This is a genomic window from Priestia sp. 179-F W1.4 NHS (assembly GCF_045369295.1).
In the GTDB taxonomy this organism is placed as follows: Bacteria; Bacillota; Bacilli; order Bacillales; family Bacillaceae_H; genus Priestia; species Priestia zanthoxyli.
The window spans coordinates 281,697-304,685 of the sequence record NZ_JBIQFF010000001.1 but is presented as its reverse complement, the minus strand read 5'-3'; the positions used below and the strand labels follow the sequence as shown (position 1 = coordinate 304,685).

The window sequence follows — 22,989 nt, the reverse complement described above, 5'->3', positions numbered from 1 at the left end:
TTTTAATATACCGTTTCTTTAAAGAAAAACCCTGTGTCTAACGGGCGGTTAATTGGCTGCAAGCTTTCAATTTCTTCTAACAAATCGTCTTTAACGTTTTCGTATTCTTCACGGTCATCTACACATAAATCAATCGCTTGACGATATTTTTTTGTTACTTCTAAAATATATTGCGGTGACTTTAATACGCCGTCAATTTTAAATACATCTACTTCAGCGTCAATCATTTCGGAAAGCTCATCGATAATGCACATATCATTTGGACTCATAATGTGCGTTCCATTTTCATCTTCGAAAATTGGATACTTATTGTTTCGCTCATTATCAAGTAAAAACATATCTTTTTCTACTTTACGATTTTCAATTTCCATGACTTTTCCTTGATACTCAAAGTAGTTGCCAAGAAGTGAACGTTTCGATTGGAACATACACGTCATGCCATGCACCTGAACTTCAATTTCTACTTCGGCTTTTTCTTTGATATCAATGATGCTATCCATGCTTAGCTCACGAGCAAGAACTGCACGCTTAGCTCCTTTGCGGCCCCAGTAGTTACATGAATACCAGTTTGTTCCCGTTGTTTCAGTACTCCAGTGCATCTTCATTTCTGGAGCTGTTTCACGCACTGCCATTAATACAGCCGGATCTCCAAATACAATCGCATCCACGCTTGCTTCTTTTAAAAATAAAATATATTCATTTAATTCGGCGATTTTATCATTGTGAAATAATCCGTTCATCGCTACGTAGACTTTTGCATCATGCTGATGAGCAATATTTACAGCTTCTACGATATCTTCACGTTTGAATTCACCTGCTAAACGCAAACCGTAGCGCTGTTCACCAACCATAATAGCTGTTGCTCCAGCTTGTAGTAATGATTCGATTTCCGAAACTGCAGTTGGTGTCACTAATAGTTCTGGTTTTTTCATTCTTGGTCACCTCTTTTAATACTAATCGCGATTCCGTCTCCAATAGGGAGAATAGTTGTATAATAATCGGGATGATTCATCAGCCACGTATTGTATGCCTGAATTTTTTTAATTAAGCTGCGGCGTCGACGTGTTTCTACTTCCGCCAAATCGGTCGCTACGTGACCTTTAAATAGTACGTTATCCGAAATAATCATTCCTTTAGAAGATAGCATCGGCTCATAATGTTCGAAAAAACGCTGATACTGACCTTTAGCTGCATCGATAAAGACTGCATCATAAGGACCATGACGTTCAATTTCATCTCTAAGCTCAAGTGCATCTCCAAACAACGACACAATTTTATCTTGTTTTCCCGCCCGTTCAATAAACTCTTGCGCTTTTTGGTAACGCTCTTCATTTCGTTCTACCGTAACCACTCGTGCCTCTGGAAGCGCATGGGTGATTCGAATAGACGAATATGCAATCGCTGTTCCAATTTCTAATATATGTTTTGGCTGATGAAGACGAAGAATTTGCAATAGCGTTTCAACACCAATCAGTTCCATAATCGGAACGTGATGTTCTTTTGCATAAGCTTCCATTTCTTCAATAAGCTCCTGGCGCTTAGGAATAAGCTTTTCCACATACTGCTCTACGTTTTGTAAAAGCAAAACACTTCCTCCGTTCTCAGAAGTACATTTTACATTATGTTTTCATAACGTTTCATTACTGCAAAATAGTAAGACAACTAGTCTATTATAAGTTTTTTTCGTTTTTACGTAAACCCGATATATTTTAACATAAAAGATGGGGAATGCGAAGTATCGCGATTCCCCAATTTTAAATTTCCAATTATTTTTCGGTATTTTGCTTTTCTTTACCTGTAATATGCTTGGCTTTTTCTTTGTTATGTTCTTCTAACGTTTTGGTAAAAATAACTTTTCCTTCAGGTGTAGCCAAGAAGTATAAATAATCTGTATTGGCTGGATGTAACGCAGCTTTGATTGACATCAATCCAGAGCTGGCAATTGGTCCTGGAGGCAACCCCTTTACTTTATACGTATTGTAAGGAGAGTCCACTTCTAAATGCTTATAGAACACCCGGTCTTTATGCTCTCCTAAGGCATATAATACGGTTGGATCCGTTTGAAGAGGCATGTTTTTTTCAAGGCGATTATAAAAGACGCTGGCAATTTTTTCTCGGTCGACTTTCGCAGTCGCTTCCTCTTCAATTAGAGAAGACATGGTTAACAATTTATGTGCACTGAATTTTTTCTTTTCCATTTGCCTACTGTACTGACCTAATACATTATTTGTTTTCCCTACCATTTTATCCAATATTTCATCTAACGACACATTTTTATCATAAAAATCATACGTAACGGGATATAAATAACCTTCTAGCGGATGTTTAATATCTTTTTGCATCACTTCATCCGTTACTAAATCTGGATACTTTTCTTTCATTTTATTGATGAATGCCTTATCGTCTAGCTTTTTCATGACTTCGTCTTTTGTAAACTTTGTATTTTTAGCAATGATATCAGCAATTTCGACAAGCTGGCGTCCTTCTGGAATGGTGACACGAATATCAGGTTGTTTTGAAACCTCGCCTTTTTCCATTTTTTCAACCATTTCCCCTAAGCTCATGGAAGGAGAAAATAAATACGTTCCAGCTTGAAATCCAGATACATGGGTTAATTTTACGTAATAGCGAAAGGCACTTTTACTTTTAATTAAATCTTCTTTTTTCAATACCGTCCCAATCGATTGAACAGAAGAACCTTGTGGAATGGTCACATTTACTTTTTTATTGCTGTTTCGATCCACGGGTGTTAAGCGGGATTGAGCATAGAAAAATGCACCGCCAACAAGTAAAAGAAGTACGATAATTGTAATAAAAATAACTCGTTTTTTCCTTGAACGATTAGGTGGTAAAAATGTTTGTTGCGACAAGCAGCTTCCTGGTTAAATCTACTTCTGTAAAAGAAGATACAACCAGTTTCACCTCTTTTCTTCTTGATTTTTTGTAAGTATGAACAGAGAGGATATATGAGATTGCGATTCATTCGTATCTCCTATAGGTGTGAGATGGTATCGCTTCCTTAAACTATCGCCTCTCCTAAATTTTTTCCATGATTTATGTTATTGTCTGCCCAAAGTCTAGTTTCATCCGTTCAAACAATGAATTCTTTTATTAAAATGCACTCTCACACGCAGGAATTATTATACTACAATTTATCTCATTTTTCGTCATTATCATACAATCTCCCCTAAGAATGCAAGGAAAAACCTTTTTATATCTAAAAAGAGCGGCCGCTATGTAAAAAAAAGCTGATAACGATTGTCATCAGCTTTTTCACTATAATTATTCGCCTTCTTCGTCAAGGAATGTGTTAACCATTTCCTCAACCATGTCCCACTCTTCTTCTGTTTCAATCGGTTGAAGCTCGCCGTCTTGACCGTCTTCACTTGGTGTGAAAGCAGATGCATGAATTTCAATTTCTTCTTCATCATCTTGGTCTGCTCCGATTGGATAGTAAATTACATATGATTTGTTATATTGATCAGAATCAAATGTGAATAAAATTTCGCATAGCTGCTCATTTCCATTCTCATCGACGATTGTAATTTTATTTTCTTCTACGCTCATGTTTGCACCTCATTTTATATTGTAAGCTCTTAGCTTAACTTTTTCTTCAGCGAAAAGCAAGCTGTTCAGTTATTTCACTTCCCTTTTACGTACGAAAGAATATGTAAAAGGGAAAGTTATAACTTGTCAGCTTAAGCAAAGCCTGCTGCTTTTCTTATTGCTTGCTGTCTAAGTATCCTTGAAGAATCATAACAGCTGCCATTTTATCGATTACTTTTTTGCGTTTCTTGCGGCTTACGTCGGCAGACAGCAGTACTCGCTCTGCTGCCATCGTTGACAAGCGCTCGTCCCACATCATCGTTTCAATGTTAAGTTTTTCTTTGACGTTGTCAGCAAACTCGATGCACGCTTCGCCTCGAGGGCCAATCGTACCATTCATATTTTTAGGAAGACCCACTACGATTTTCTCTACGGAATATTCGTCAATTAACTGCTGTAAACGAGGATATGATTGCTCCATCTGCTCATCTGCAATTTTAATTGTTTCAATTCCTTGCGCTGTCCATCCCATTTCATCACTAACTGCCACACCAATTGTTTTGGTTCCTACATCTAATCCTAATACGCGCATTTATGAATCCTTTCGATGCTGTTGTAAATAAGATTTAACAAGTTCTTCAATGAGCTCGTCTCGCTCTAACTGGCGAATTGTGTTTCTCGCATCGTTATGACGAGGAATGTAAGCAGGGTCTCCTGATAACAAATACCCAACGATTTGGTTAATCGGGTTGTAGCCTTTTTCTTGCAGTGCGTCATAAACCGTAAACAATACTTCATGTACGTTTGTTTCAGCTGGCTCATCTTGAAAATTAAATTGCATGGTTTTATCAAATGAACTCACGGTCCCACCTCACTCTCTTAATTTGTGAACACATTGTGCACTATGCTAAGTCTTATTTATATTGTACACCAAGAAAGAGGAGAATTAAACGGATTTAACCCATTCTTCTACAGTGCCAAGTGCTTTTTCAATTTGGCTAGCGTCTTTTCCTCCAGCTTGCGCCATGTCAGGGCGTCCGCCTCCGCCTCCGCCGCAAATCGTTGCTACTTCTTTAACAAGTTTGCCAGCATGATGGCCTTTAGCAATTAAATCTTTTGTTACACCTGCAATAATATTTACCTTTTCACCTTGTGGAGAAGCTAATACGATCACAGCAGATTCTAATTTTTGTTTTAAATCATCAACCATTGCACGAAGGTTATTCATATCCGTTGCATTCACTTTTGCTGCTAGGACATTTACACCATTAATGTTTTGTACGCGGTCAACAAGATTGCCAGCTTCAATATTGCCAAGCTTTGTAGATAGTGAATCATTTTCACGCTGAAGATTACGAATTTCTTCTAGTAATCCTTCAACGCGCCCTACTAAATCGCGCGGGTTGGATTTTACTTTTGCCGCAGCTTCTTTTAGTAAACCTACTTGATCATTCATTAACTGATAGGCAGCTTTTCCAGTTACAGCTTCAATACGTCGAGTACCTGCACCGATTCCAGATTCTGATACAATTTTAAATAAACCGATAACAGATGTATTTGGCACGTGACATCCACCACATAATTCTAAGCTGTAGTCGCCTACTTGTACTACGCGCACGATATCTCCGTATTTCTCACCAAATAGTGCCATTGCACCCATCGCTTTTGCTTCGTCAATTGCTTTGTTTTCAATTTGTACAGAGATGCTGTCCCAAATCTTTTCATTAACGATTTGTTCAATTTTCTCAATCTCTTCTTGTGTCACTTGACCAAAGTGAGAGAAGTCAAAGCGCAAGCGATCCGCTGTTACTAAAGAACCCGCTTGATTAACATGCGTTCCTAACGTATCTTTTAATGCTTGATGCAATAAATGCGTTGCCGTATGGTTTTTCACAATTGCACTGCGGTTTTCTTCATCAAGCGTTGCCATGTATGTTTCACCTTTTACAAGCTCACCGCTTGTTACAGATACCGTTTGGACATTTTGACCATTTGGCGCTTTTTGAACGTCTTTTACTTCCGCTTTTCCTGAAGCACTTTGGATCGTACCTTGGTCCGCAATTTGACCGCCGCTTTCTGCGTAGAATGGCGTGTGGCTTAAGATGACTTGCGCTTCTGTTCCAGCTTCAGCACGGTCAACAAGCTCACCGTCTACAATAATTGCTTCAACAACTGTTTCTACTTCATTTTTATCATAGCCCACAAACTCACTTGCAACCGTTACTTCACCAAGTACGCCGCCTTGAACTTGCATAGAACTAGAATCTTGACGAGCAGCACGCGCACGCTCACGCTGTGCTTCCATTTCACGTTCAAAACCTGCATGATCGATTTTCATGTTCTCATCTTCTGCGTATTCTTCCGTTAATTCAACAGGGAAGCCATACGTATCATATAGACGGAAAACATCTTCGCCTTGTACCGTATCACTGTTTTGCGCTTTTTCTTTTTTAATAACAGTTGCCAAGATAGCTAGTCCGTCATTTAACGTTTCGTGAAAACGCTCTTCTTCATTTTTGACTACGCGCTGGATAAAATCCGTTTTTTCCTTTACTTCCGGATAGAAATCAACCATGATTTCACCTACTACCGGCACTAGGTCGTACATGAACGGACGATTAATGTTTAACTTCTTAGCATAGCGAACTGCTCGGCGTAACAAACGACGGAGTACATACCCGCGGCCTTCATTTGAAGGAAGAGCACCATCACCTACAGCAAATGTTACCGTACGAATGTGGTCAGCAATGACTTTAAATGCCGTATCTTGCTCATCATTTGTACGATATTTAGCGCCTGAAATATTTTCTGTTGCTTCAATAATTGGCATAAACAAATCTGTATCAAAGTTTGTTTGCACATCTTGAATAACAGAAACCATACGCTCTAAGCCCATTCCTGTATCAATATTTTTCTTTGGAAGCGGCGTGTACGTATTATCAGGATTATGATTAAACTGAGAAAATACAAGGTTCCAAATTTCTAAATAACGCTCATTTTCTCCACCTGGATATAATTCGGGATCAGTTAGGTCATTTCCGTATGCTTCTCCGCGATCATAAAAGATCTCTGTATTTGGACCACTCGGACCTTCTCCAATATCCCAGAAGTTACCTTCTAAACGAATGATACGCTCTTTAGGCACGCCCATTTTTTCATTCCAGATCTTAAATGCTTCTTCATCTTCAGGGTGAACTGTTACAGATAGCTTATCTGCGTCGAATCCAATCCATTTATCGCTCGTTAAGAATTCCCATGCCCATTGGATTGCTTCTTCTTTGAAATAATCACCGATAGAGAAGTTACCAAGCATTTCAAAAAACGTATGATGGCGAGCCGTTTTACCTACGTTTTCGATATCGTTTGTACGAATAGATTTTTGTGCGTTACAAATACGCGGATTTTGAGGAATAACACGACCATCAAAATATTTTTTTAATGTAGCTACTCCACTGTTAATCCATAATAAAGATGGATCTTCATGCGGAACTAAAGATGCGCTTGGTTCTACATCATGGCCTTTTTCTTTAAAGAAATCTAAATACATTTGACGAACTTGTGCTGACGTCAGTTTTTTCATGATTGGTCCTCCTTTAATACTCTTCTTATTTATAGACAAAAAAATGATGACATAAAAGCATCTATTTTCCCTGTGTCCAAAAGTAATTGCTAGTTATTTGCACACAAAAAAACTCTCATCCCTGTAGCAGGGACGAGAGTTGAACTCGCGGTACCACCCTGATTATAAATGCCAAAAGCATTTATCACCTTCATAGCGTTAACGTTGCTGACACGGCAGGTTTTAGCCTGCACTCTGGACTAGCGTTCAGCTGCTCTTTGTTTAGCGCTTCTTTCAGCCAAGGAAGCCCTTCTCTAAAAACCAGTGTGCAACGTACTCGATCCATCATTGTGTTCAAAATATGTAGCGTTTTCTTATGGCGATATTATGACAAATTAACCGCTCTTTGTCAATGTTTGAGCGTATAAGAGCGGATATGCAAAATAGATATTTTAACGACTGCTAAAATTGGCACAGCCAAAATGAGACCCAATACTCCTCCAAACTCTCCTCCTAAAAGGAGCGCAAGCATGATAAACAAAGGATGAATATGAAGGCTCTTTCCTACGATAAGCGGAGACAGCACATTTCCTTCTAGAAACTGCAGCACAAAGATAATAATGACAATGGTAATAACCAACTTTATCGAGATAGTTGCTGCAATAATAGCTGCTGGAACCGCACCAATAATCGGGCCAAAATACGGAATGATATTCGTTACGCCAATAATAAAGCCTAAAAGAAGTGCATAAGGTACATGAAAGAACCAAAGTGCTGCTGTAGCAATCACACCAATAATGAGACAAACAAAAAATTGTCCTCTAATATAATTGCCAAGCGATTCATTCACATCCGATAAAAAACGTTCGCCTGGTTTGTGCCACTTTTTAGGTGTGACATAAGCTGTTGCTTTCTTAATAGAGGAAAAATCCTTCAGCATATAAAAAACAATAAATGGAATAATGATTAAAATCAAAAAAGAGGTAATCAGTGATTTTAATCCTTCCGCCACTTTTGTAAGCCACACGTTGAGCGTAGCCTCTACATCATCAATGCTGCCTTCAATTTTCTCATGTACACCGTTTGGAAGTGAAGTTGTACGATCATGAATCGATTCTACCCAATGTCTATATGTATTCGTAAAATGAGGCAGCTGTTCATTTAAATCTTTTACTTGTTCCACAAAAATAGGATACGACTTATAGGCTCCGAACCCGATTCCTCCAAAAAAGATAATGTAGATCAGTAAAATAGCTAGAGGACGAGGCACGCCTTTATCATGCGTTTTTTCAATAAGCGGATGAAGCAAATATGTAATGAATGCTGCAATAAAAAAAGGCAGCAGTGCTTTTAAAAACATGTAAATAACAGGCAGCCATAAAAACTGGACTTTAAAAAAGACTAATATGCACAGCAGGGCTAATAACAGCAGTCCGAATCTATAGAACCATTTGAATGAACTATCTTTCAACGTAAACTCCTCCTCTCTTCTATTTTTTGATAAAGAAAGGAGTTTATACATGCAGTTGTATCTTCTGCCTGCAAAAAAGCACTATTGCAGCTCAGTGCAATAGTGCTTTTTTATTAGTGAATAGCTTTCATCATACGTTTACGCATTTTTTTCATATTTCTTTTTGTAAACATCTCTCGATCATCTGCCATTTTAAATGCATAAGCTCCAAGACCGAAAGCGACTACTGACGGAATGATTCTGCCCATTGCTCTTCCTCCCGGTAAAAAAGAATTAGAAATTGATTGTGCGCTCGTCATCTGAGAACAAATCATCAAGCGAGCTCAATGTTCCATCTTCTTCTACTTGGTGAGTATTAATTTGTCCTTTTGAAATAGTCATTTCAATAAAACAATTCCAGCAGTAATACTGATTTACACCAATTTTGCCAACGTCAATACTTTTACAGTTTGGACATTTAAACAAAGTCGACACCTCTTTATACGTTCTACTTATATAAACGCATTATGTCCACTTTTTTTCACGCCCATACTTTATTTTCTGACAATTAGCAAAGAAGGATGGCAACAAAGGAGTTTATTTAACTCTTTGTTAGCATACGAAAGGTTACATGAAATCATACGGCGTAACGTTTTCCATCCCAATATTTGCATCTTTCATAAATGGAATTTCGGGATCTTCTATGTCGTTATCCAAGCTTTCTCGAAGCAGGGGCTGTAAATTCGTTTGTCGAACGCTGTCTTCATTCCGGCTGACTCCAAGCTGAAACGCTTCGTCTTCGCCGCATAAAATTAAAAACTGTTTACTTCGCGTAACGGCGGTATAAAGTAAATTTCGTCGCAGCATCCGGTAATAGCTTTTGACAATTGGAAGCACAACAATGGGAAATTCACTTCCCTGCGATTTATGAATGGAACAGCAGTATGCATGAGTTATTTGATTAAAGTCTTGCTTTGTATAAGTTACTTCGTTTCCTTCATATGAAATAACCAGCATATCCTGTTTTTCCGTATTTTCTTTGGCAAAGAAAACTGAGACGATTTCTCCCATATCTCCGTTAAATACGTTGCTATCCGGCTGATTTACAAGCTGCAGCACTTTATCTCCGACTCGGTACGTAATATCTCCGTGCTTAAGCTCTCTTCTTTGCTCAGAAGCCGGGTTAAATAATTCCTGAAGAACTTCATTCAGTTTATCAATCCCTGCAGGACCTTTATACATAGGAGCTAGAACTTGAATATCTTTAGCCGTATAGCCTTTTTTTAACGCATTCCCGCAAACTTGTTGCACGACATTCGTGATGTGCTGTCCTTGACAGCGAATAAAGGAACGATCTCCTTGCTGCCTCGATAAGTCTTCCGGAAGCTTTCCTTTTTTTATTTCATGAGCCAAATCAATAATCGACGACCCTTCCGCTTGCCGGTATACATCTGTCAGACGGACGGTAGGAACTACTTCTGAACTCAGTAAATCTTTTAACACCTGTCCCGGACCTACTGAAGGAAGCTGGTCTTCGTCTCCAACTAAAATAACCTGTAAATTAGCAGGAAGAGACTTAAACAGCTGATGAGCAAGCCACAAATCTACCATCGATACTTCATCCACAATCAATAATTTTCCGTCAATTGGATTCTCCTCATTATGGTCAAATCCTTCTTGTCCGTTCCATTTTAATAATCTGTGAATTGTAACTGCCGGAAGTCCGGTCGCTTCGCTCATTCGTTTAGCAGCGCGTCCAGTAGGTGCCACAAGTAAAACAGGAAAAGCTTCATCTTTTTTATAATCCCCTGGATTTAACGAACATCCGTGAAGTTCTGCATAGAGTTCGACTATTCCTTTAATAACCGTTGTTTTCCCTGTACCTGGTCCACCTGTTAAAAGAAGCATTGGAGACATTAAAGCAGTTTGTATGCCCTTGCGCTGAGACGATGCATATTGCACGTCTAATCGCTCTTCTAGTTCACCTAAAGCTAGTAAAAATTCTGATTCTGGAAACTGCTCTTCGTATTGCGTTTGGGCCATAATTTTTTGAATAGCTTTAACCAGCCCTTTTTCAGCATAGAAAAGGGGGGGAAAATAAATTTTTTCGTCTTGAATGATAAGCTTTTTGTCTGCTTTTAATGCGTCCACTTCTCTTGTAAGATCCATTTCAGACAGGTTCTCATGCCTGCTTTTTCGAAGAAGCTCTGCTGTTTTTCCATACAGCTGATCTGCCGTGACGTATACATGTCCCATTTGATTACATTCTTGCTCAATGACGTATAAAATACCTGCACGCAAACGATCAGGATGGTTGGTTGCCATACCAAGCCTCTTTCCAAGTTCATCGGCCCTGCTAAAACCAATACCTTGAATATCTTCTACGAGCTGATAAGGATTATTTTGAACAATTTCAAGCGCTTCTTGTTTGTACGCTTGGAAAATCTTCATCGAAAGCTGCGGTCCAAACCCGAGGTCTGTCAGCTTTACCATTACTTCTTCTAACCCTTGATGTTCACGAAGCTGCGTTACTAAAGCCTCTGCCTTGTCGGCTGAAAGCCTCGGAACCTCTTTTAGCACGGACTCATTTTGCAAAATACGAAAAATAGCGCGTTCTCCTAGGGCGTCCACAATATTTTCAGCGGTTTTTTTACCGATTCCATGAAATAAATCGCTTGATAGGTACTGAACAACCCCTTGCCTTGATTGCGGAAGCTCTTTTTTAAACTGCTCAACATGAAATTGCAGACCAAACTTTGGATGCTCTTTGAAGTCCCCGTAAAATGTGTATACTTCATCTTCATTAAGCTTAGGAAAATAGCCTGTAACGACCGTTTCTTTATCTTCAATCTCTAAATTTGTTTTTTTGATCCGTATCCGCGTAACGTTATATAAGTTTTCTTCGTTATGAAAAACCGTTACAATTGACGTGCCGCTTATATAATGACGTTCTGGCTGTGAAGGGTTCACTAGTTCTTCGTTCATGTTATCCTTCCTTTACCCGCTTTCTTAATGTTCTAATGTAGACAGAACTTGTTTAGCATTTGCTGCCATTACGTGATCTGGCTGCACGTTTAAAGCTTCATCTAACATCTCAATTGCTTTGTCCTTATCATCTTTCATGGCATACGCTACGCCCAAATTATAGAAAGCATCGGCATGTTCTGGCTCTTGATTTACTACCTTAAGAAATTCAGCAATCGCTTCATCTACCATTTCGAGCTGTGCTAAACAAAGACCATACTGAAATTTTGCTTCTACATCATGTTCGTTTAGTTCTACCGCTCGCTGCAGATAAGGCATCGCAAAACGAATTTCTTCCATATGAAACAGCGTTAAACCAAGCATAAAGTAGGCATCGGATGAATCTAAGCCTTTTTTGATTGCTAAATCAAAGTAGTGCTTTGCCTGCTCAAGCTGCTCTGCATTAAAATAAATATTTCCTGCTCCGTAATACGCTGTTGCCGTTTCTTCATCTAATTCAATCGCACGTTCATAAAATTTCAAAGCACGATCCATCTCACTAACAGCCGCTAACAAATTACCAAAATTCACATACACAATTGGATCTTTTGGATTATCTTCAATTGCTTCTGAAAATGTTTTAGCAGCCTCTTCAAATTTCCCTTCCTGCATATACTGAATTCCTAGCTGATTTTTATCTGTCATTTTTTCGTTCACTCCACTGTTTTAGTTATGATTTAAAAGATTTTCACATCATGAAAATCTAGAATATGTAAGTTATTAGTTTACCCAATAAGTAAAGTATATCATAGAAAAACCTCAGCTATATACAGCTGAGGTTTTTCGTTCTTGCTTATATAAATTATACGTACCAAATTTGCTCTTCTTCTTGAAATACTTTGTCAATAGTTGCTCCGCCAAGACATTCGTCATCTTTGTAAAACACAACTGCTTGACCTGGCGTAATTGCCCGCACGGGTTCAGCAAAAATAACTTTAATTGTATCATCATCGACTTTTTCAACGGTTACTGCTGAATCGGTTTGACGATAGCGGAATTTTGCTGTGCACGTCATTGGTGACGACCAGTCACGGTCGCTTACCCAGCTGACATTTGTTGCTGTAAGAGATGTAGAATAAAGCAGCTCATTGTGAAAGCCTTGATCGACGTATAAAACGTTTTTTTCTAAATCTTTTCCAACTACAAACCAAGGTTCGCCGCTGCCTCCGATACCCAAACCATGGCGTTGACCAATCGTGTAGTACATAAGGCCATCATGCTTGCCTTTCACTTCGCCGTCAAGCGTTTGCATCACACCTGGCTGAGCAGGAAGATACTGACTTAAAAATTCTTTGAAGTTGCGTTCACCAATAAAGCAAATACCTGTGCTGTCTTTTTTCGTTGCTGTAGCAAGGCCTGCTTCTTTTGCAATTTCACGCACTTTTGATTTCTCGATTTCTCCAATTGGGAACATTACTTTTGAAAGCTGATCTTGTCCTAATTGATTTAAGAAATACGTTTGATCTTTATTTCCATCTACGCCTCGAAGCATTTTATACTCCCCGTCACGATACGCAACGCGTGCATAATGTCCTGTCGCTAGATAGTCTGCTCCTAGCGTCATTGCATGCTCCAAAAAGGCTTTGAATTTAATTTCTTTATTACACATTACATCAGGATTCGGTGTACGACCTGCTTTATATTCATCTAAAAAGTAGGTAAATACTTTATCCCAATATTGTTTCTCAAAGTTGACTGCATAGTAGGGAATACCAATTTGATTACATACGCGAATAACATCGTTATAATCTTCAGTCGCAGTACAAACGCCGTTTTCATCCGTATCGTCCCAGTTTTTCATAAAGATTCCGATCACATCGTATCCTTGTTGTTTTAATAAAAGAGCTGCTACAGATGAATCAACGCCTCCGCTCATTCCGACTACTACACGTGTATCTTTAGGTGATTTTGTCAACTTCGCCACCTCCGTTTTCTTCATTTTAATTAAATTGTTCGCTAAAAAGCGAAAGAAACGACACAAACCATCAGTGAGGGATGAAGACCCTACTGATGGCTGCTATTTACATCGTTAGTCGCTTAACGATGTTTGCTGTTTGACGTGCGGTTTTTTCAATTTGCTCAGCAGAGTTTCCTAGGCCAAAGCTAAATCGAATAGAAGTTGTTAAACGCTCAGACCCTTTTCCAAACATAGCAACAAGCACATGAGAAGGATCGATTGCTCCCGCTGTGCAAGCTGAACCGCTCGATGCCGCAATTCCTGCTAAGTCTAAATTTACGAGCATCGATTCAACATTTGTTTTTGGAAATGATAAATTTAACACATGTGGCAGAGCATTTTCAAGATGTCCGTTAATTTCAAATGAAATACCTTCTTCTTTCAACACAGCTACCATTATTTCTTTGTATCTTCTATATTCATCTGCACGTGTTTGCAGCGTTTGTTGCGAAATTTTCACAGCTTCTTCAAACCCGACGATACTTGTCATGTTCTCAGTTCCAGCTCGTCGTTTGCGCTCTTGTTCTCCTCCAAATAGCAAAGGAGACAGTGAAACGTGAGCAGCTGCATATAAAAAGCCCATCCCTTTTGGTCCGTTAATTTTATGAGCCGAAACGGATAAAAGATCGACACCTAATTGTTGCACATTTAACGGAATTAATCCATAAGCTTGCACTGCATCCGTGTGGAAATATGCTCCATGCTCTTTTAATAGAACGCCAATTTCTCCAATTGGCTGAATAGCACCTACTTCATTATTTCCAAACATCACCGACACAAGAATTGTTTGATCCGTTAGGGCTGATTTTATTTCATCCACAGATACTTGTCCGTACTCATTAACTGGTAGGTAAGTCACTTCAAAGCCCTGTGTTTCTAAATATTCACACGTATGAAGCACAGCGTGGTGTTCAATTTGCGTGGTAATAATATGATTTCCTTTATGGCGGTTTGCAAGAGCGACTCCGATCAGTGCCATATTATCTGCTTCTGTCCCACCACTTGTAAAAATCAGTTCATTTTCGTGTGCTCCAATACTTGCTGCAATCGTTTGGCGAGCTTCGTCTAAATAGCGTCGACTTTCCCGCCCGTAGTGATGAATACTAGACGGATTTCCAAAGTACTCATGCATAAAAGTCGTCATTTTCTCAACGACTGCTGGATGTATTGGAGACGTTGCTGCATGATCAACATAAATACGTTCCAAAATAAACGCCTCCTAGCTCATTATTAAATATAAAACATATAAGACGCTTGATCATCATCAGAATGATTTGCTAAATCTTCAAGCGTTGTACTATCTAGCACTTCTTTAACTGCATCTCGAATACGAATCCACAGCTCGCGTTTTGCAGGCTCTTCATCTTCAATTCCTTCTACAGGACTAATAGGACCTTCTAAAACGGAAATAATATCGCCAGAAGTAATGTTAGCAGGTTCATGTGCCAAGATGTAACCTCCATAAGCTCCGCGCACGCTTTTTACAAGCCCAGCGTTACGCAGCGGTGAAATAAGCTGCTCTAAATAATGTTCAGATAAATCATGCGTTTGAGCAATAGTTTTAAGCGAGATAGGACCTTCTCCAAAGCGCTTCGCAAGCTCAATCATAATCGTTAAACCGTAGCGTCCTTTTGTTGAAATTTTCATACGATACACTCCTTCAATACACTTTTTTTATTTATGAAAAAAATAAGACCCTCACGTTGTCACTGAATGCTGTGATGAGTCGTTTTTTACTAAGCTATATGAACTTCTCTATACGCGTTTCTTGAAAATGTAACTGTTGATATTATAACATACTATGCCTATAAGATAAATTTCCACCACCTATTCACCTCTTGTGATACAGTGAAAGAAAAGAAAGGAGAAAAACATGTCTACAAAACCTCTCGCATTTCGAATGCGTCCGACTCATTTAGATGACGTTATCGGGCAGCAGCATTTAGTTGGCAAAGATAAAATGATTTATCGAATGGTAAAAGCAAATCACTTAAGCTCGATGATTTTATATGGGCCTCCAGGCGTCGGGAAAACAACAATTGCCACAGCTATTGCAAAAACAACCAACACGGCGTTTCGTCAGTTAAATGCCGTTGTAAACAATAAAAAAGATATGGAAATTGTCGCCGAAGAAGCCAAAATGTCAGGCAAAGTAATTCTTCTGCTAGATGAAGTTCATCGCCTTGACAAAGCCAAGCAAGACTTTTTGCTTCCTTATTTAGAAAACGGCATGATCATTCTAATCGGAGCGACAACAAGCAATCCTTATCACGCGATTAATCCTGCTATTCGAAGCAGATGCCAAATCTTCGAATTAAAATCTCTTACGCCAGATGATATCAAAATGGCGCTAACAAGAGCACTCAACGACTCATCCAATGGATTTGGAGATAGAAAAATTGCCGTAGAAGATGACGCCATGAACCACTTTGCCAACAGCTGTAACGGTGACGTGCGCTCGGCTTTGAATGCTCTGGAACTAGCTGTTTTATCAACAAGTGAAAGCGATGGTAAAATCGTTATTACCTTACAAACGGCAGAAGAATGTCTGCAGCAAAAGTATTTTTCACATGATAAAAATGGTGACGCTCACTATGATGTATTATCGGCTTTTCAAAAATCGATTCGCGGCAGCGACGTAAATGCCGCTCTTCATTATTTGGGACGGCTAATTGAAGCAGGAGACTTGATCAGCATCAATCGTCGCCTTTTAGTCATTGCCTATGAAGACATTGGACTAGCTGATCCGGATGCCGGCATGAGGACACTAGCAGCTATTCAAGCAACTGAGCGATTAGGACTTCCAGAAGCACGTATCCCGCTTGCAAACGCCGTTATTGAGCTTTGCCTATCACCGAAGTCCAACGCTGCTTACAAAGCATTAGATGAAGCGATAAGTGATATTAAAAAAGGGTTGTCCGGCGACGTTCCCATTCATTTGAAGGATGCTCATTACAAAGGAGCAGAGAACCTTGGACGAGGCGTTGAATATCAATACCCGCATGATTTTGATAACGGATGGGTCCTTCAACAGTATTTACCGGATCGCATCAAAAACAAACAATATTTTCATCCTAAACAAAATGGACAAGAAAAATACTTTTCAAAAGTTTTCAATCGTTTAGAGACATTAAAAAAAGAAAATGGCTGAAACTGTTGCTCAGTTTCAAAGCCATTTTCTTTTTTGTCTTTATCTATTAAGCTGCACTTTTAACGTCTTTTCGTTTTTTCGTTTTTGTTGAACCTTTAAAGTAGCTGTCTAAAAATTTTGCTACTAAACGAGCGATGATATTAAACAACAGAACCATAATGATTAGAATAGCAGCTGACTTTGTTGCAATCAATCTCGCATCAGGTACAATTCCTTCAGAGTTTAATTTCCAAATGTGGACGGCAAGCGTCTCCGCTGGTCGAAAAATATTAAACGGGTTTACAGGACTCGTTAAGTCGGCATTTGAATTTAACATCGGCGTCGTTAAGCCAGCTGTATAAATCAGCGCAGCTGCCTCTCCAAAGATTCGTCCCGCTGTTAAAATAACGCCCGTGATAATTTGTTGAATCGCTGATGGAATCACTACTTTGACAATTGTTTGCCATTTAGTCGCACCCAAGCCTAAACTCGCTTCTTTTACACTCGCAGGAACAGATGCAATCGCACTTTCACATACGCGCGTTAAACCCGGTAAATTTAAAATTGTAATCACAAGTGCTCCGCCGATAAGCGTATAGCCCCAGCCTGAAAATGTGACGAAAATTAATAATCCAAATAAACCAACTACAATGGACGGTAATGACGCCATTGTCTCAATACATAAGCGGACGAAATTTAGGAAACGACCTTGCTTCGCGTACTCCGCTAAGTAAATTCCGGCTCCTAAACCAAGAGGAATAGAAATGATCAGCGTTAAAACAAGCATGTAAAACGAGTTAAACAGCTGCGGTCCAATACCACCACCTGCCATCGTATTGCTTGGCTTTCCAAATAAAAAGTTCGGATCCCAAAATCCCCAGCCCTTGGCGATAATTTCAACAACTAAATACACTAATAGCGCCACAACTAGAGCGGCAATGCCATAAAAAACACCTGTCCATATATTATTTACTGTGCGTGCATTTTTGTTTCTCATTGATGAGCACCTCGTTTCCCAATTGCTCGGATAATTAAAATGAACACGAAAGAAATAAGCAGTAAAATCATGGCTAACGTCCACAATACGTTATTCCATGCCGTTCCGTTTAACGTATTAGACATATCCATTGTTAAAATACCTGTTAATGTTGCCGTTGGGCTGTATAAGCTTTCAGGAAGCTTAACCGTATTTCCGATAACCATTTGAACAGCTAGCGCTTCTCCGAATGCACGGGCAAGCCCTAACACGATACCTGTTAAAATACCTGTTTTAGCAGATGGAATAATAACTCGGCTAATTGCCTGCCATCTTGTTGAACCTAGTCCATAAGAAGCTTCTAAATATTCAGGTGCTACGCTTCGAATTGCATCGTCAGCAATACTTGCAATTGTCGGAAGAATCATGACGCTTAAGACAATAATTCCGGCAATCAAACTAAAGCCCACTCCGCCAAAGTTATCGCGAAGAAGCGGCACTAAAATGGTAACCCCTAAAAGACCGTATACCACTGAAGGAACTCCGACTAAAAGTTCTAAAACCGGTCGTAAAACCGTTGAACCAAATTTAGGCGAAATATAGTTGTTAAAAATGGCAATAGCAATTCCAATTGGAGCACTTATAATAACTGCTCCGATTGATACAAGCATGGAACCTAGTATAAATACAAGTGCCCCGTATTCTTTATTGTTTGGGCTCCATTTTGTTGAAGTCAACATTTCACCGATTGATATATTACTTTGTAAAAATGACTGTATGCCTTTTTCACAAATAAACACGATAATAGCTAACGTAACAAGTACAATTAAAATACCGCAAAATGTAGAAAGCGTACGGCCAATGTATTCGCTTTTTACATAATTAATGGATTTTTTCCCCTTCATCGCTCTGTCTCCTTACATATTCAGTATATATTCGCTTTTCTTTTTATTCTCTATATACTTTATTAACATTCAAATAGAATAAGACTGACTGTATTAGTCAGCCCTATTCTTTTTAAAAACACTCTTATTTTTTGAATTCAGTCATTGGGATATAGCCCATATCTTCTACTTGCTTAGCAAAGTCTTTACCAGATACATAATCAATGTACTCTTTTGCACCATCTTTTGGCTCACCGTTTGTAATCATGTACTCATAAGACCAGAACGGATATTTTTTAGAAACAATATTTTCTGTTGTTGGCTCCACACCATCAATATTAAGCATTTTTAAACTTTCTTTTTTATCGCCAATTAAATACGACATAGCAAGGTAACTTACTGCTCCTGGAGTTGAGTTTACTGATTGCTCAACCGCTCCGTTTGAATCTTGAGCTGTACCAACGCTGTCATTTACTTTTGCGTCAGCCATTAATGTTTTCTCAAATGTAGCACGTGTACCAGATGATGCTGGACGGTTGATTACGTTAATTTTTTCGTCGTTTCCGCCAACTTCTTTCCAGTTTTTAATTTCACCAGAGAAAATCTTTTGAATTTGCTCTTTTGTTAACGATTCTACTTTTACATCTTTATTTACAACAAGTGCGAACCCAATGCCCGCTACTTTCGTATCGACAAGTTTATCTGCTTTTGATTTATCTTCGATTTTATCGGCTGCTGGAACGTCAGAGTTTCCAATGTCAACTGCTCCTGATGCTACTTGGTTAACACCAGTTCCACTACCTCCACCTTGTACCGTTACTGAAAGGTTTGGATATTTTTCCGTAATTCCATTCGCTGCTTCTTCTGCAAGTGGTTGTAAAGCTGTAGATCCCGCCGCTGTTAACGTACCTGACACTTCTTCTTTGCTGCCCGAACCACTGTCGTTGCTTGCTCCGTCTTTACCACATGCTGCTAGTGCTCCTACCATTAAAAAAGCTGCTAATGTTACTTTAAAACCCTTTGTTTTCATTACATTACCCTCCAATAAATATATGTGTAATTAGTACTAGTCCTTTGTACTCGAACAACAGGTACAAGACACATTATACGAGTAGATTGTTGTCTTTATATGAAGTGAATTTTAAGTTACTGTAAACTTACTTATTTGGGGTTTATTTTTTCTTATTTCTATCAAAACCCTTGATATATAAGACTTTCTGAATATTACTGTAGAAGATACAACAGAAAGAAAGCCAAAACGTAAATTTTATGTAAATAAAGCGTTAAATAAATTTACATAAATCTCTTTTTTTACTACAGTGTAAATTCACCATCAAGCCACATTTTTCAATTTATTAGTACTTTTTATACATATCAAACAGAAGATTCCATCCAAAGCATAAATAGAACAGATATTTCCATAAAAAAAAGAAGGCTGCGATAGCCTTCTTTTTATTGATCACCTACGCGGCGAATCTTAATATTACTTAATAATTCATTGATAACATGACCGCCCATAATTAATCCCGCTACAGATGGAACAAAAGCATTAGAAGATGGGGGCATTTTCGCTTTTCGAATTTGCGCTTGATCGTTTCCTACTTCTTTGCGAACTTCTTCGCGAATAACGATTGGACGTTCATCAGAAAAAACGACGTTAATTCCTTTGCGAATTCCTTCTTTACGCAGACGAGTACGAACCACTTTTGCAATCGGATCTGTATGCGTCTTTGAAATGTCTGCAATTTTAAAACGTGTTGGATCCATTTTATTCGCAGCACCCATACTTGAAATAATCGGAATATCACGTTTTAAACATTCTTTCATTAAATGAATTTTATACGAAATCGTATCGGATGCATCCACTACAAAGTCCGGTTTGTAACTAAAGAACTCTTCATACGTTTCTTCCGTATAAAACATTTGAAGAGAAACGACGTCACAGTCTGGGTTAATATCCAAAATACGCTGTTTCATTAATTCTGTCTTGGGCTGACCTACCGTCGAAAGCAGCGCATGAATTTGACGATTTACGTTTGTAATATCAACATCGTCTTTATCTACAAGAATTAAACGACCTACTCCTGACCGAGCCAAAGCCTCAGCAGAAAACGACCCTACTCCTCCTATCCCTAAAATAGCAACCGTGCTGCCTTTTAAAGTAGCTAACCCTTCTTTTCCTATCGCCAGTTCATTACGCGAAAACTGATGCAACATGTTAAAACACTCCTCTATTAAATACACCAACGTGTATGATTAATTCAAATAAACAACGAAATTGACTATACCATATTTTTAGCAAAACGAACATGAGCATTCGTTATTTCTCCATAAAAAAACTCTATGCAAATCATTACATAGAGGATTTCTTATATGTATGCTAGTCCCGATCGTGCCGTCTCGAGTGCCTTCGTTTTGAACCCGCTCTCGGCAGGTGGGTGCTCTGCTTTAACCATTGTAAGTCCTCGAGATGAGGCATGTACGCTCGTTAAAAACTCCGAGCTCCCAAGCAAAAAATTGTTCGGTCAAAACTGGATTAAGGACGAACACATCAGGACTATTTAGTTCTTGAAAGTATCTTATCACAGAAAAAATCACTTTGCAATTAATAAGTAAAACAAAAAAAATCGAGCCTGTCGTGCTCCAGTGACAGGCTCGATTTAACAGATGGTTTAATCGATTACGCTTCTGTTTTTTGCTTTTTTACCTGCAAATGCAGCTCGTCTAATTGCGCTTCACTTACTTCACCAGGTGCGTTTGTTAATAGACAGCTTGCACTTGCTGTTTTAGGGAAGGCAATTGTATCGCGCAAGTTTGTGCGTCCTGCTAAAAGCATAACCAAACGGTCAAGACCTAACGCAATTCCGCCGTGAGGAGGAGTACCGTATTCAAATGCTTCAAGTAAGAAACCGAACTGCTCATATGCTTCTTCTAATGTAAATCCAAGCGTTTTAAACATTTTTTCTTGAATATCACGCTCATAAATACGTAAAGATCCTCCGCCAAGTTCGTAACCATTCAACACTAAGTCATATGCTTGTGCACGGACTTGTCCAGGATTGCTTTCTAACATTGGTAAATCTTCACGAACTGGCATTGTGAATGGATGATGAGCCGCGTAGTAACGGTTGTCTTCTTCGTCATGCTCAAGAAGAGGCCAATCTGTTACCCATAGGAAGTTAAATTTCGTTTCATCAATAATCCCTTGTTCTTTTGCAAGCTTTAGGCGAAGAGCGCCAAGTGCATCTGCTACAACTGACTTTTTATCAGCTACAAATAAAAGTAAATCTCCTTCTTCCGTTTGAAGAGCTTCAGCAAATTGCTTTTGCTCATCTTCGTTGAAGAATTTTGCAATCGGTCCTTTTAAGCCGTCTGCTTCAACTTTCAGCCATGCTAACCCTTTAGCACCGTAAATTTTCACGAACTCTGTTAAAGCATCGATATCTTTACGTGAATAGCTAGAAGCGGCACCTTTTACGTTAATCGCTTTTACTTCTCCGCCGTTTTCAACTGCTGCGCTAAATACTTTAAACCCGCAGTCTTTCACAAGCTCTGATAAGTTGACTAGCTCCATTTCAAAACGTGTATCCGGCTTATCTGAACCATAGCGGCTCATCGCTTCATCATATGACATGCGCGGAAAAGGCGTCGTTACATCTAAATCTTTTACGCGCTTCATTACTTTAGACATCATTTCTTCCGTCATTGTCATGATGTCCTCTTGAGATAAAAATGATGTTTCAATATCGATTTGAGTAAATTCAGGCTGACGATCTGCACGCAAGTCCTCATCGCGGAAGCAGCGAGCAATTTGATAATAACGCTCAACTCCGCTTACCATTAACAGCTGCTTAAAGATTTGCGGTGATTGAGGAAGAGCATAAAATTCACCTTCGTGTACGCGGCTCGGCACAAGATAATCACGTGCACCTTCTGGCGTGCTTTTTGTTAAAATAGGTGTTTCAACATCTAAAAAGTCATTTTGATCTAAGAAGTCGCGAATTGTTTTTGTAATGTCATTGCGCATTTTAAGCGTGTTAAACATTTCAGAACGTCGAAGATCTAAATAACGATATTTTAATCGAACATCTTCTGATACTTCGGTTTGATCCGCAATGGCAAAAGGAGGTGTTTTGGCTTTATTCAACACCGTAATTTGCTCAGCGTGAACTTCAATTTTACCTGTTTTTAAGTTCGGGTTAACGGTTCCCTCTTCACGAGCTACAACAGTTCCCTGCACTTCCAGTACGAATTCATTACGTACATCTTCAGCAATTTTTAGCGCTTCAGCAGATTTTTCAGGATTAAATACAACTTGCACAACTCCGCCGCGGTCGCGTAAATCAATAAAAATTAATCCGCCTAAATCACGGCGCTTTTGAACCCATCCTTTTAATAGAACTGTTTCGCCAGTTGCTTGTTCTGTTACATCTCCACAGTAGTATGAACGTTTTGTCATCATG

General features: G+C 39.0%; 22 protein-coding genes and 1 other RNA gene. 1 reads left to right on the top strand and 22 read right to left on the bottom strand.

Annotation, left to right across the window (positions count from 1 at the left end; translation table 11 throughout):
• Nucleotides 1–2 precede the first annotated feature (2 nt).
• The 16 genes from ACH0CI_RS01485 to cymR all read right to left on the bottom strand — a co-directional run bounded on the left by ACH0CI_RS01485 (nt 3) and on the right by cymR (nt 15,183).
• Nucleotides 3–932, bottom strand: a complete 930-nt coding sequence (locus tag ACH0CI_RS01485; RefSeq protein ID WP_028411677.1) for a peptidase U32 family protein — start codon at nt 930–932, stop codon at nt 3–5.
• Nucleotides 929–1,585, bottom strand: coding sequence for an O-methyltransferase (locus tag ACH0CI_RS01480; RefSeq protein ID WP_099331302.1), 657 nt, complete (start codon nt 1,583–1,585; stop codon nt 929–931). The genes ACH0CI_RS01485 and ACH0CI_RS01480 overlap by 4 nt, the downstream gene beginning before the upstream one ends.
• Before the next feature lie 181 nt (nt 1,586–1,766).
• Entirely contained in the window at nt 1,767–2,870 is a 1,104-nt protein-coding gene (gene mltG / locus ACH0CI_RS01475) for an endolytic transglycosylase MltG (RefSeq protein WP_335707215.1), read from the bottom strand.
• Between the two features lie 412 nt (nt 2,871–3,282).
• Complete coding sequence (locus ACH0CI_RS01470) at nt 3,283–3,567, bottom strand: DUF1292 domain-containing protein (protein ID WP_013059285.1); 285 nt, start codon at nt 3,565–3,567, stop codon at nt 3,283–3,285.
• Nucleotides 3,568–3,721: 154 nt separating this feature from the next.
• Nucleotides 3,722–4,138: a Holliday junction resolvase RuvX gene (ruvX, locus tag ACH0CI_RS01465; protein WP_013059286.1), complete on the bottom strand. Its 417-nt coding sequence runs from the start codon at nt 4,136–4,138 to the stop codon at nt 3,722–3,724.
• Nucleotides 4,139–4,408, bottom strand: a complete 270-nt coding sequence (locus ACH0CI_RS01460; protein WP_013059287.1) for an IreB family regulatory phosphoprotein — start codon at nt 4,406–4,408, stop codon at nt 4,139–4,141.
• An 84-nt stretch (nt 4,409–4,492) separates the two neighbouring features.
• The gene (gene alaS, locus ACH0CI_RS01455; RefSeq protein WP_033579667.1) at nt 4,493–7,126 is read right to left on the bottom strand and encodes an alanine--tRNA ligase; all 2,634 of its coding nucleotides are present in this window, start codon (nt 7,124–7,126) and stop codon (nt 4,493–4,495) included.
• A 190-nt stretch (nt 7,127–7,316) separates the two neighbouring features.
• Nucleotides 7,317–7,451, bottom strand: a complete 135-nt coding sequence (locus tag ACH0CI_RS01450; protein WP_255219740.1) for a hypothetical protein — start codon at nt 7,449–7,451, stop codon at nt 7,317–7,319.
• 63 nt (nt 7,452–7,514) lie between these two features.
• The gene (locus tag ACH0CI_RS01445) at nt 7,515–8,576 is read right to left on the bottom strand and encodes an AI-2E family transporter (protein WP_048019728.1); all 1,062 of its coding nucleotides are present in this window, start codon (nt 8,574–8,576) and stop codon (nt 7,515–7,517) included.
• 113 nt (nt 8,577–8,689) lie between these two features.
• Nucleotides 8,690–8,824: a YrzQ family protein gene (locus tag ACH0CI_RS01440; RefSeq protein ID WP_013059291.1), complete on the bottom strand. Its 135-nt coding sequence runs from the start codon at nt 8,822–8,824 to the stop codon at nt 8,690–8,692.
• 25 nt (nt 8,825–8,849) lie between these two features.
• Complete coding sequence (locus tag ACH0CI_RS01435) at nt 8,850–9,041, bottom strand: hypothetical protein (RefSeq protein WP_013059292.1); 192 nt, start codon at nt 9,039–9,041, stop codon at nt 8,850–8,852.
• Nucleotides 9,042–9,182: 141 nt separating this feature from the next.
• Nucleotides 9,183–11,540 (bottom strand): SF1B family DNA helicase RecD2, encoded by a 2,358-nt coding sequence (recD2, locus tag ACH0CI_RS01430; protein ID WP_406900800.1) that lies wholly within the window; start codon nt 11,538–11,540, stop codon nt 9,183–9,185.
• A gap of 24 nt (nt 11,541–11,564) precedes the next feature.
• Nucleotides 11,565–12,224, bottom strand: a complete 660-nt coding sequence (locus tag ACH0CI_RS01425) for a tetratricopeptide repeat protein (RefSeq protein ID WP_013085089.1) — start codon at nt 12,222–12,224, stop codon at nt 11,565–11,567.
• A 157-nt stretch (nt 12,225–12,381) separates the two neighbouring features.
• Nucleotides 12,382–13,494, bottom strand: a complete 1,113-nt coding sequence (gene mnmA, locus ACH0CI_RS01420) for a tRNA 2-thiouridine(34) synthase MnmA (protein WP_028411683.1) — start codon at nt 13,492–13,494, stop codon at nt 12,382–12,384.
• 106 nt (nt 13,495–13,600) lie between these two features.
• Nucleotides 13,601–14,743 (bottom strand): cysteine desulfurase family protein, encoded by a 1,143-nt coding sequence (locus tag ACH0CI_RS01415; RefSeq protein WP_028411684.1) that lies wholly within the window; start codon nt 14,741–14,743, stop codon nt 13,601–13,603.
• Between the two features lie 23 nt (nt 14,744–14,766).
• Nucleotides 14,767–15,183 (bottom strand): cysteine metabolism transcriptional regulator CymR, encoded by a 417-nt coding sequence (cymR, locus tag ACH0CI_RS01410; protein ID WP_013059297.1) that lies wholly within the window; start codon nt 15,181–15,183, stop codon nt 14,767–14,769.
• Between the two features lie 226 nt (nt 15,184–15,409).
• Here cymR and ACH0CI_RS01405 point away from each other — a divergent pair, with 226 nt between their 5' ends.
• A complete protein-coding gene (locus tag ACH0CI_RS01405) occupies nt 15,410–16,687 on the top strand; it encodes a replication-associated recombination protein A (protein ID WP_028411685.1) in 1,278 nt (425 codons plus the stop codon).
• A gap of 46 nt (nt 16,688–16,733) precedes the next feature.
• Here the strand turns inward: ACH0CI_RS01405 and pstA are convergent, their stop codons facing one another.
• The 6 genes from pstA to aspS form a co-directional block, all read right to left on the bottom strand.
• Nucleotides 16,734–17,663: a phosphate ABC transporter permease PstA gene (gene pstA, locus ACH0CI_RS01400; RefSeq protein WP_406900799.1), complete on the bottom strand. Its 930-nt coding sequence runs from the start codon at nt 17,661–17,663 to the stop codon at nt 16,734–16,736.
• On the bottom strand, nt 17,660–18,547 hold the full coding sequence (pstC, locus tag ACH0CI_RS01395; RefSeq protein WP_016765624.1) for a phosphate ABC transporter permease subunit PstC: 888 nt from the start codon (nt 18,545–18,547) through the stop codon (nt 17,660–17,662). Before pstC ends, pstA begins: the two co-directional genes overlap by 4 nt.
• A 124-nt stretch (nt 18,548–18,671) precedes the next feature.
• Complete coding sequence (locus ACH0CI_RS01390) at nt 18,672–19,556, bottom strand: phosphate ABC transporter substrate-binding protein PstS family protein (protein WP_335707220.1); 885 nt, start codon at nt 19,554–19,556, stop codon at nt 18,672–18,674.
• 422 nt (nt 19,557–19,978) lie between these two features.
• Nucleotides 19,979–20,743: a tRNA threonylcarbamoyladenosine dehydratase gene (locus tag ACH0CI_RS01385; RefSeq protein WP_028411687.1), complete on the bottom strand. Its 765-nt coding sequence runs from the start codon at nt 20,741–20,743 to the stop codon at nt 19,979–19,981.
• Nucleotides 20,744–20,905: 162 nt separating this feature from the next.
• Nucleotides 20,906–21,087, bottom strand: a non-coding RNA gene (gene ssrS / locus ACH0CI_RS01380) — 6S RNA.
• A gap of 119 nt (nt 21,088–21,206) precedes the next feature.
• Nucleotides 21,207–22,985: an aspartate--tRNA ligase gene (aspS, locus tag ACH0CI_RS01375; RefSeq protein ID WP_335388191.1), complete on the bottom strand. Its 1,779-nt coding sequence runs from the start codon at nt 22,983–22,985 to the stop codon at nt 21,207–21,209.
• Between the last annotated feature and the right edge of the window lie 4 nt (nt 22,986–22,989).

Coding starts and splice junctions, on each gene's coding strand:
- ACH0CI_RS01485 (WP_028411677.1), bottom strand. CDS start 932: ATGAAAAAACCAGAACTATTAGTGACACCAACTGCAGTTTCGGAAATC.
- ACH0CI_RS01470 (WP_013059285.1), bottom strand. CDS start 3,567: ATGAGCGTAGAAGAAAATAAAATTACAATCGTCGATGAGAATGGAAAT.
- ruvX (WP_013059286.1), bottom strand. CDS start 4,138: ATGCGCGTATTAGGATTAGATGTAGGAACCAAAACAATTGGTGTGGCA.
- alaS (WP_033579667.1), bottom strand. CDS start 7,126: ATGAAAAAACTGACGTCAGCACAAGTTCGTCAAATGTATTTAGATTTC.
- ACH0CI_RS01450 (WP_255219740.1), bottom strand. CDS start 7,451: ATGGATCGAGTACGTTGCACACTGGTTTTTAGAGAAGGGCTTCCTTGG.
- ACH0CI_RS01440 (WP_013059291.1), bottom strand. CDS start 8,824: ATGGGCAGAATCATTCCGTCAGTAGTCGCTTTCGGTCTTGGAGCTTAT.
- recD2 (WP_406900800.1), bottom strand. CDS start 11,540: ATGAACGAAGAACTAGTGAACCCTTCACAGCCAGAACGTCATTATATA.
- ACH0CI_RS01425 (WP_013085089.1), bottom strand. CDS start 12,224: ATGACAGATAAAAATCAGCTAGGAATTCAGTATATGCAGGAAGGGAAA.
- cymR (WP_013059297.1), bottom strand. CDS start 15,183: ATGAAAATTTCAACAAAAGGACGCTACGGTTTAACGATTATGATTGAG.
- ACH0CI_RS01405 (WP_028411685.1), top strand. CDS start 15,410: ATGTCTACAAAACCTCTCGCATTTCGAATGCGTCCGACTCATTTAGAT.
- pstA (WP_406900799.1), bottom strand. CDS start 17,663: ATGAGAAACAAAAATGCACGCACAGTAAATAATATATGGACAGGTGTT.
- pstC (WP_016765624.1), bottom strand. CDS start 18,547: ATGAAGGGGAAAAAATCCATTAATTATGTAAAAAGCGAATACATTGGC.
- ACH0CI_RS01390 (WP_335707220.1), bottom strand. CDS start 19,556: ATGAAAACAAAGGGTTTTAAAGTAACATTAGCAGCTTTTTTAATGGTA.
- ACH0CI_RS01385 (WP_028411687.1), bottom strand. CDS start 20,743: ATGTTGCATCAGTTTTCGCGTAATGAACTGGCGATAGGAAAAGAAGGG.
- aspS (WP_335388191.1), bottom strand. CDS start 22,985: ATGACAAAACGTTCATACTACTGTGGAGATGTAACAGAACAAGCAACT.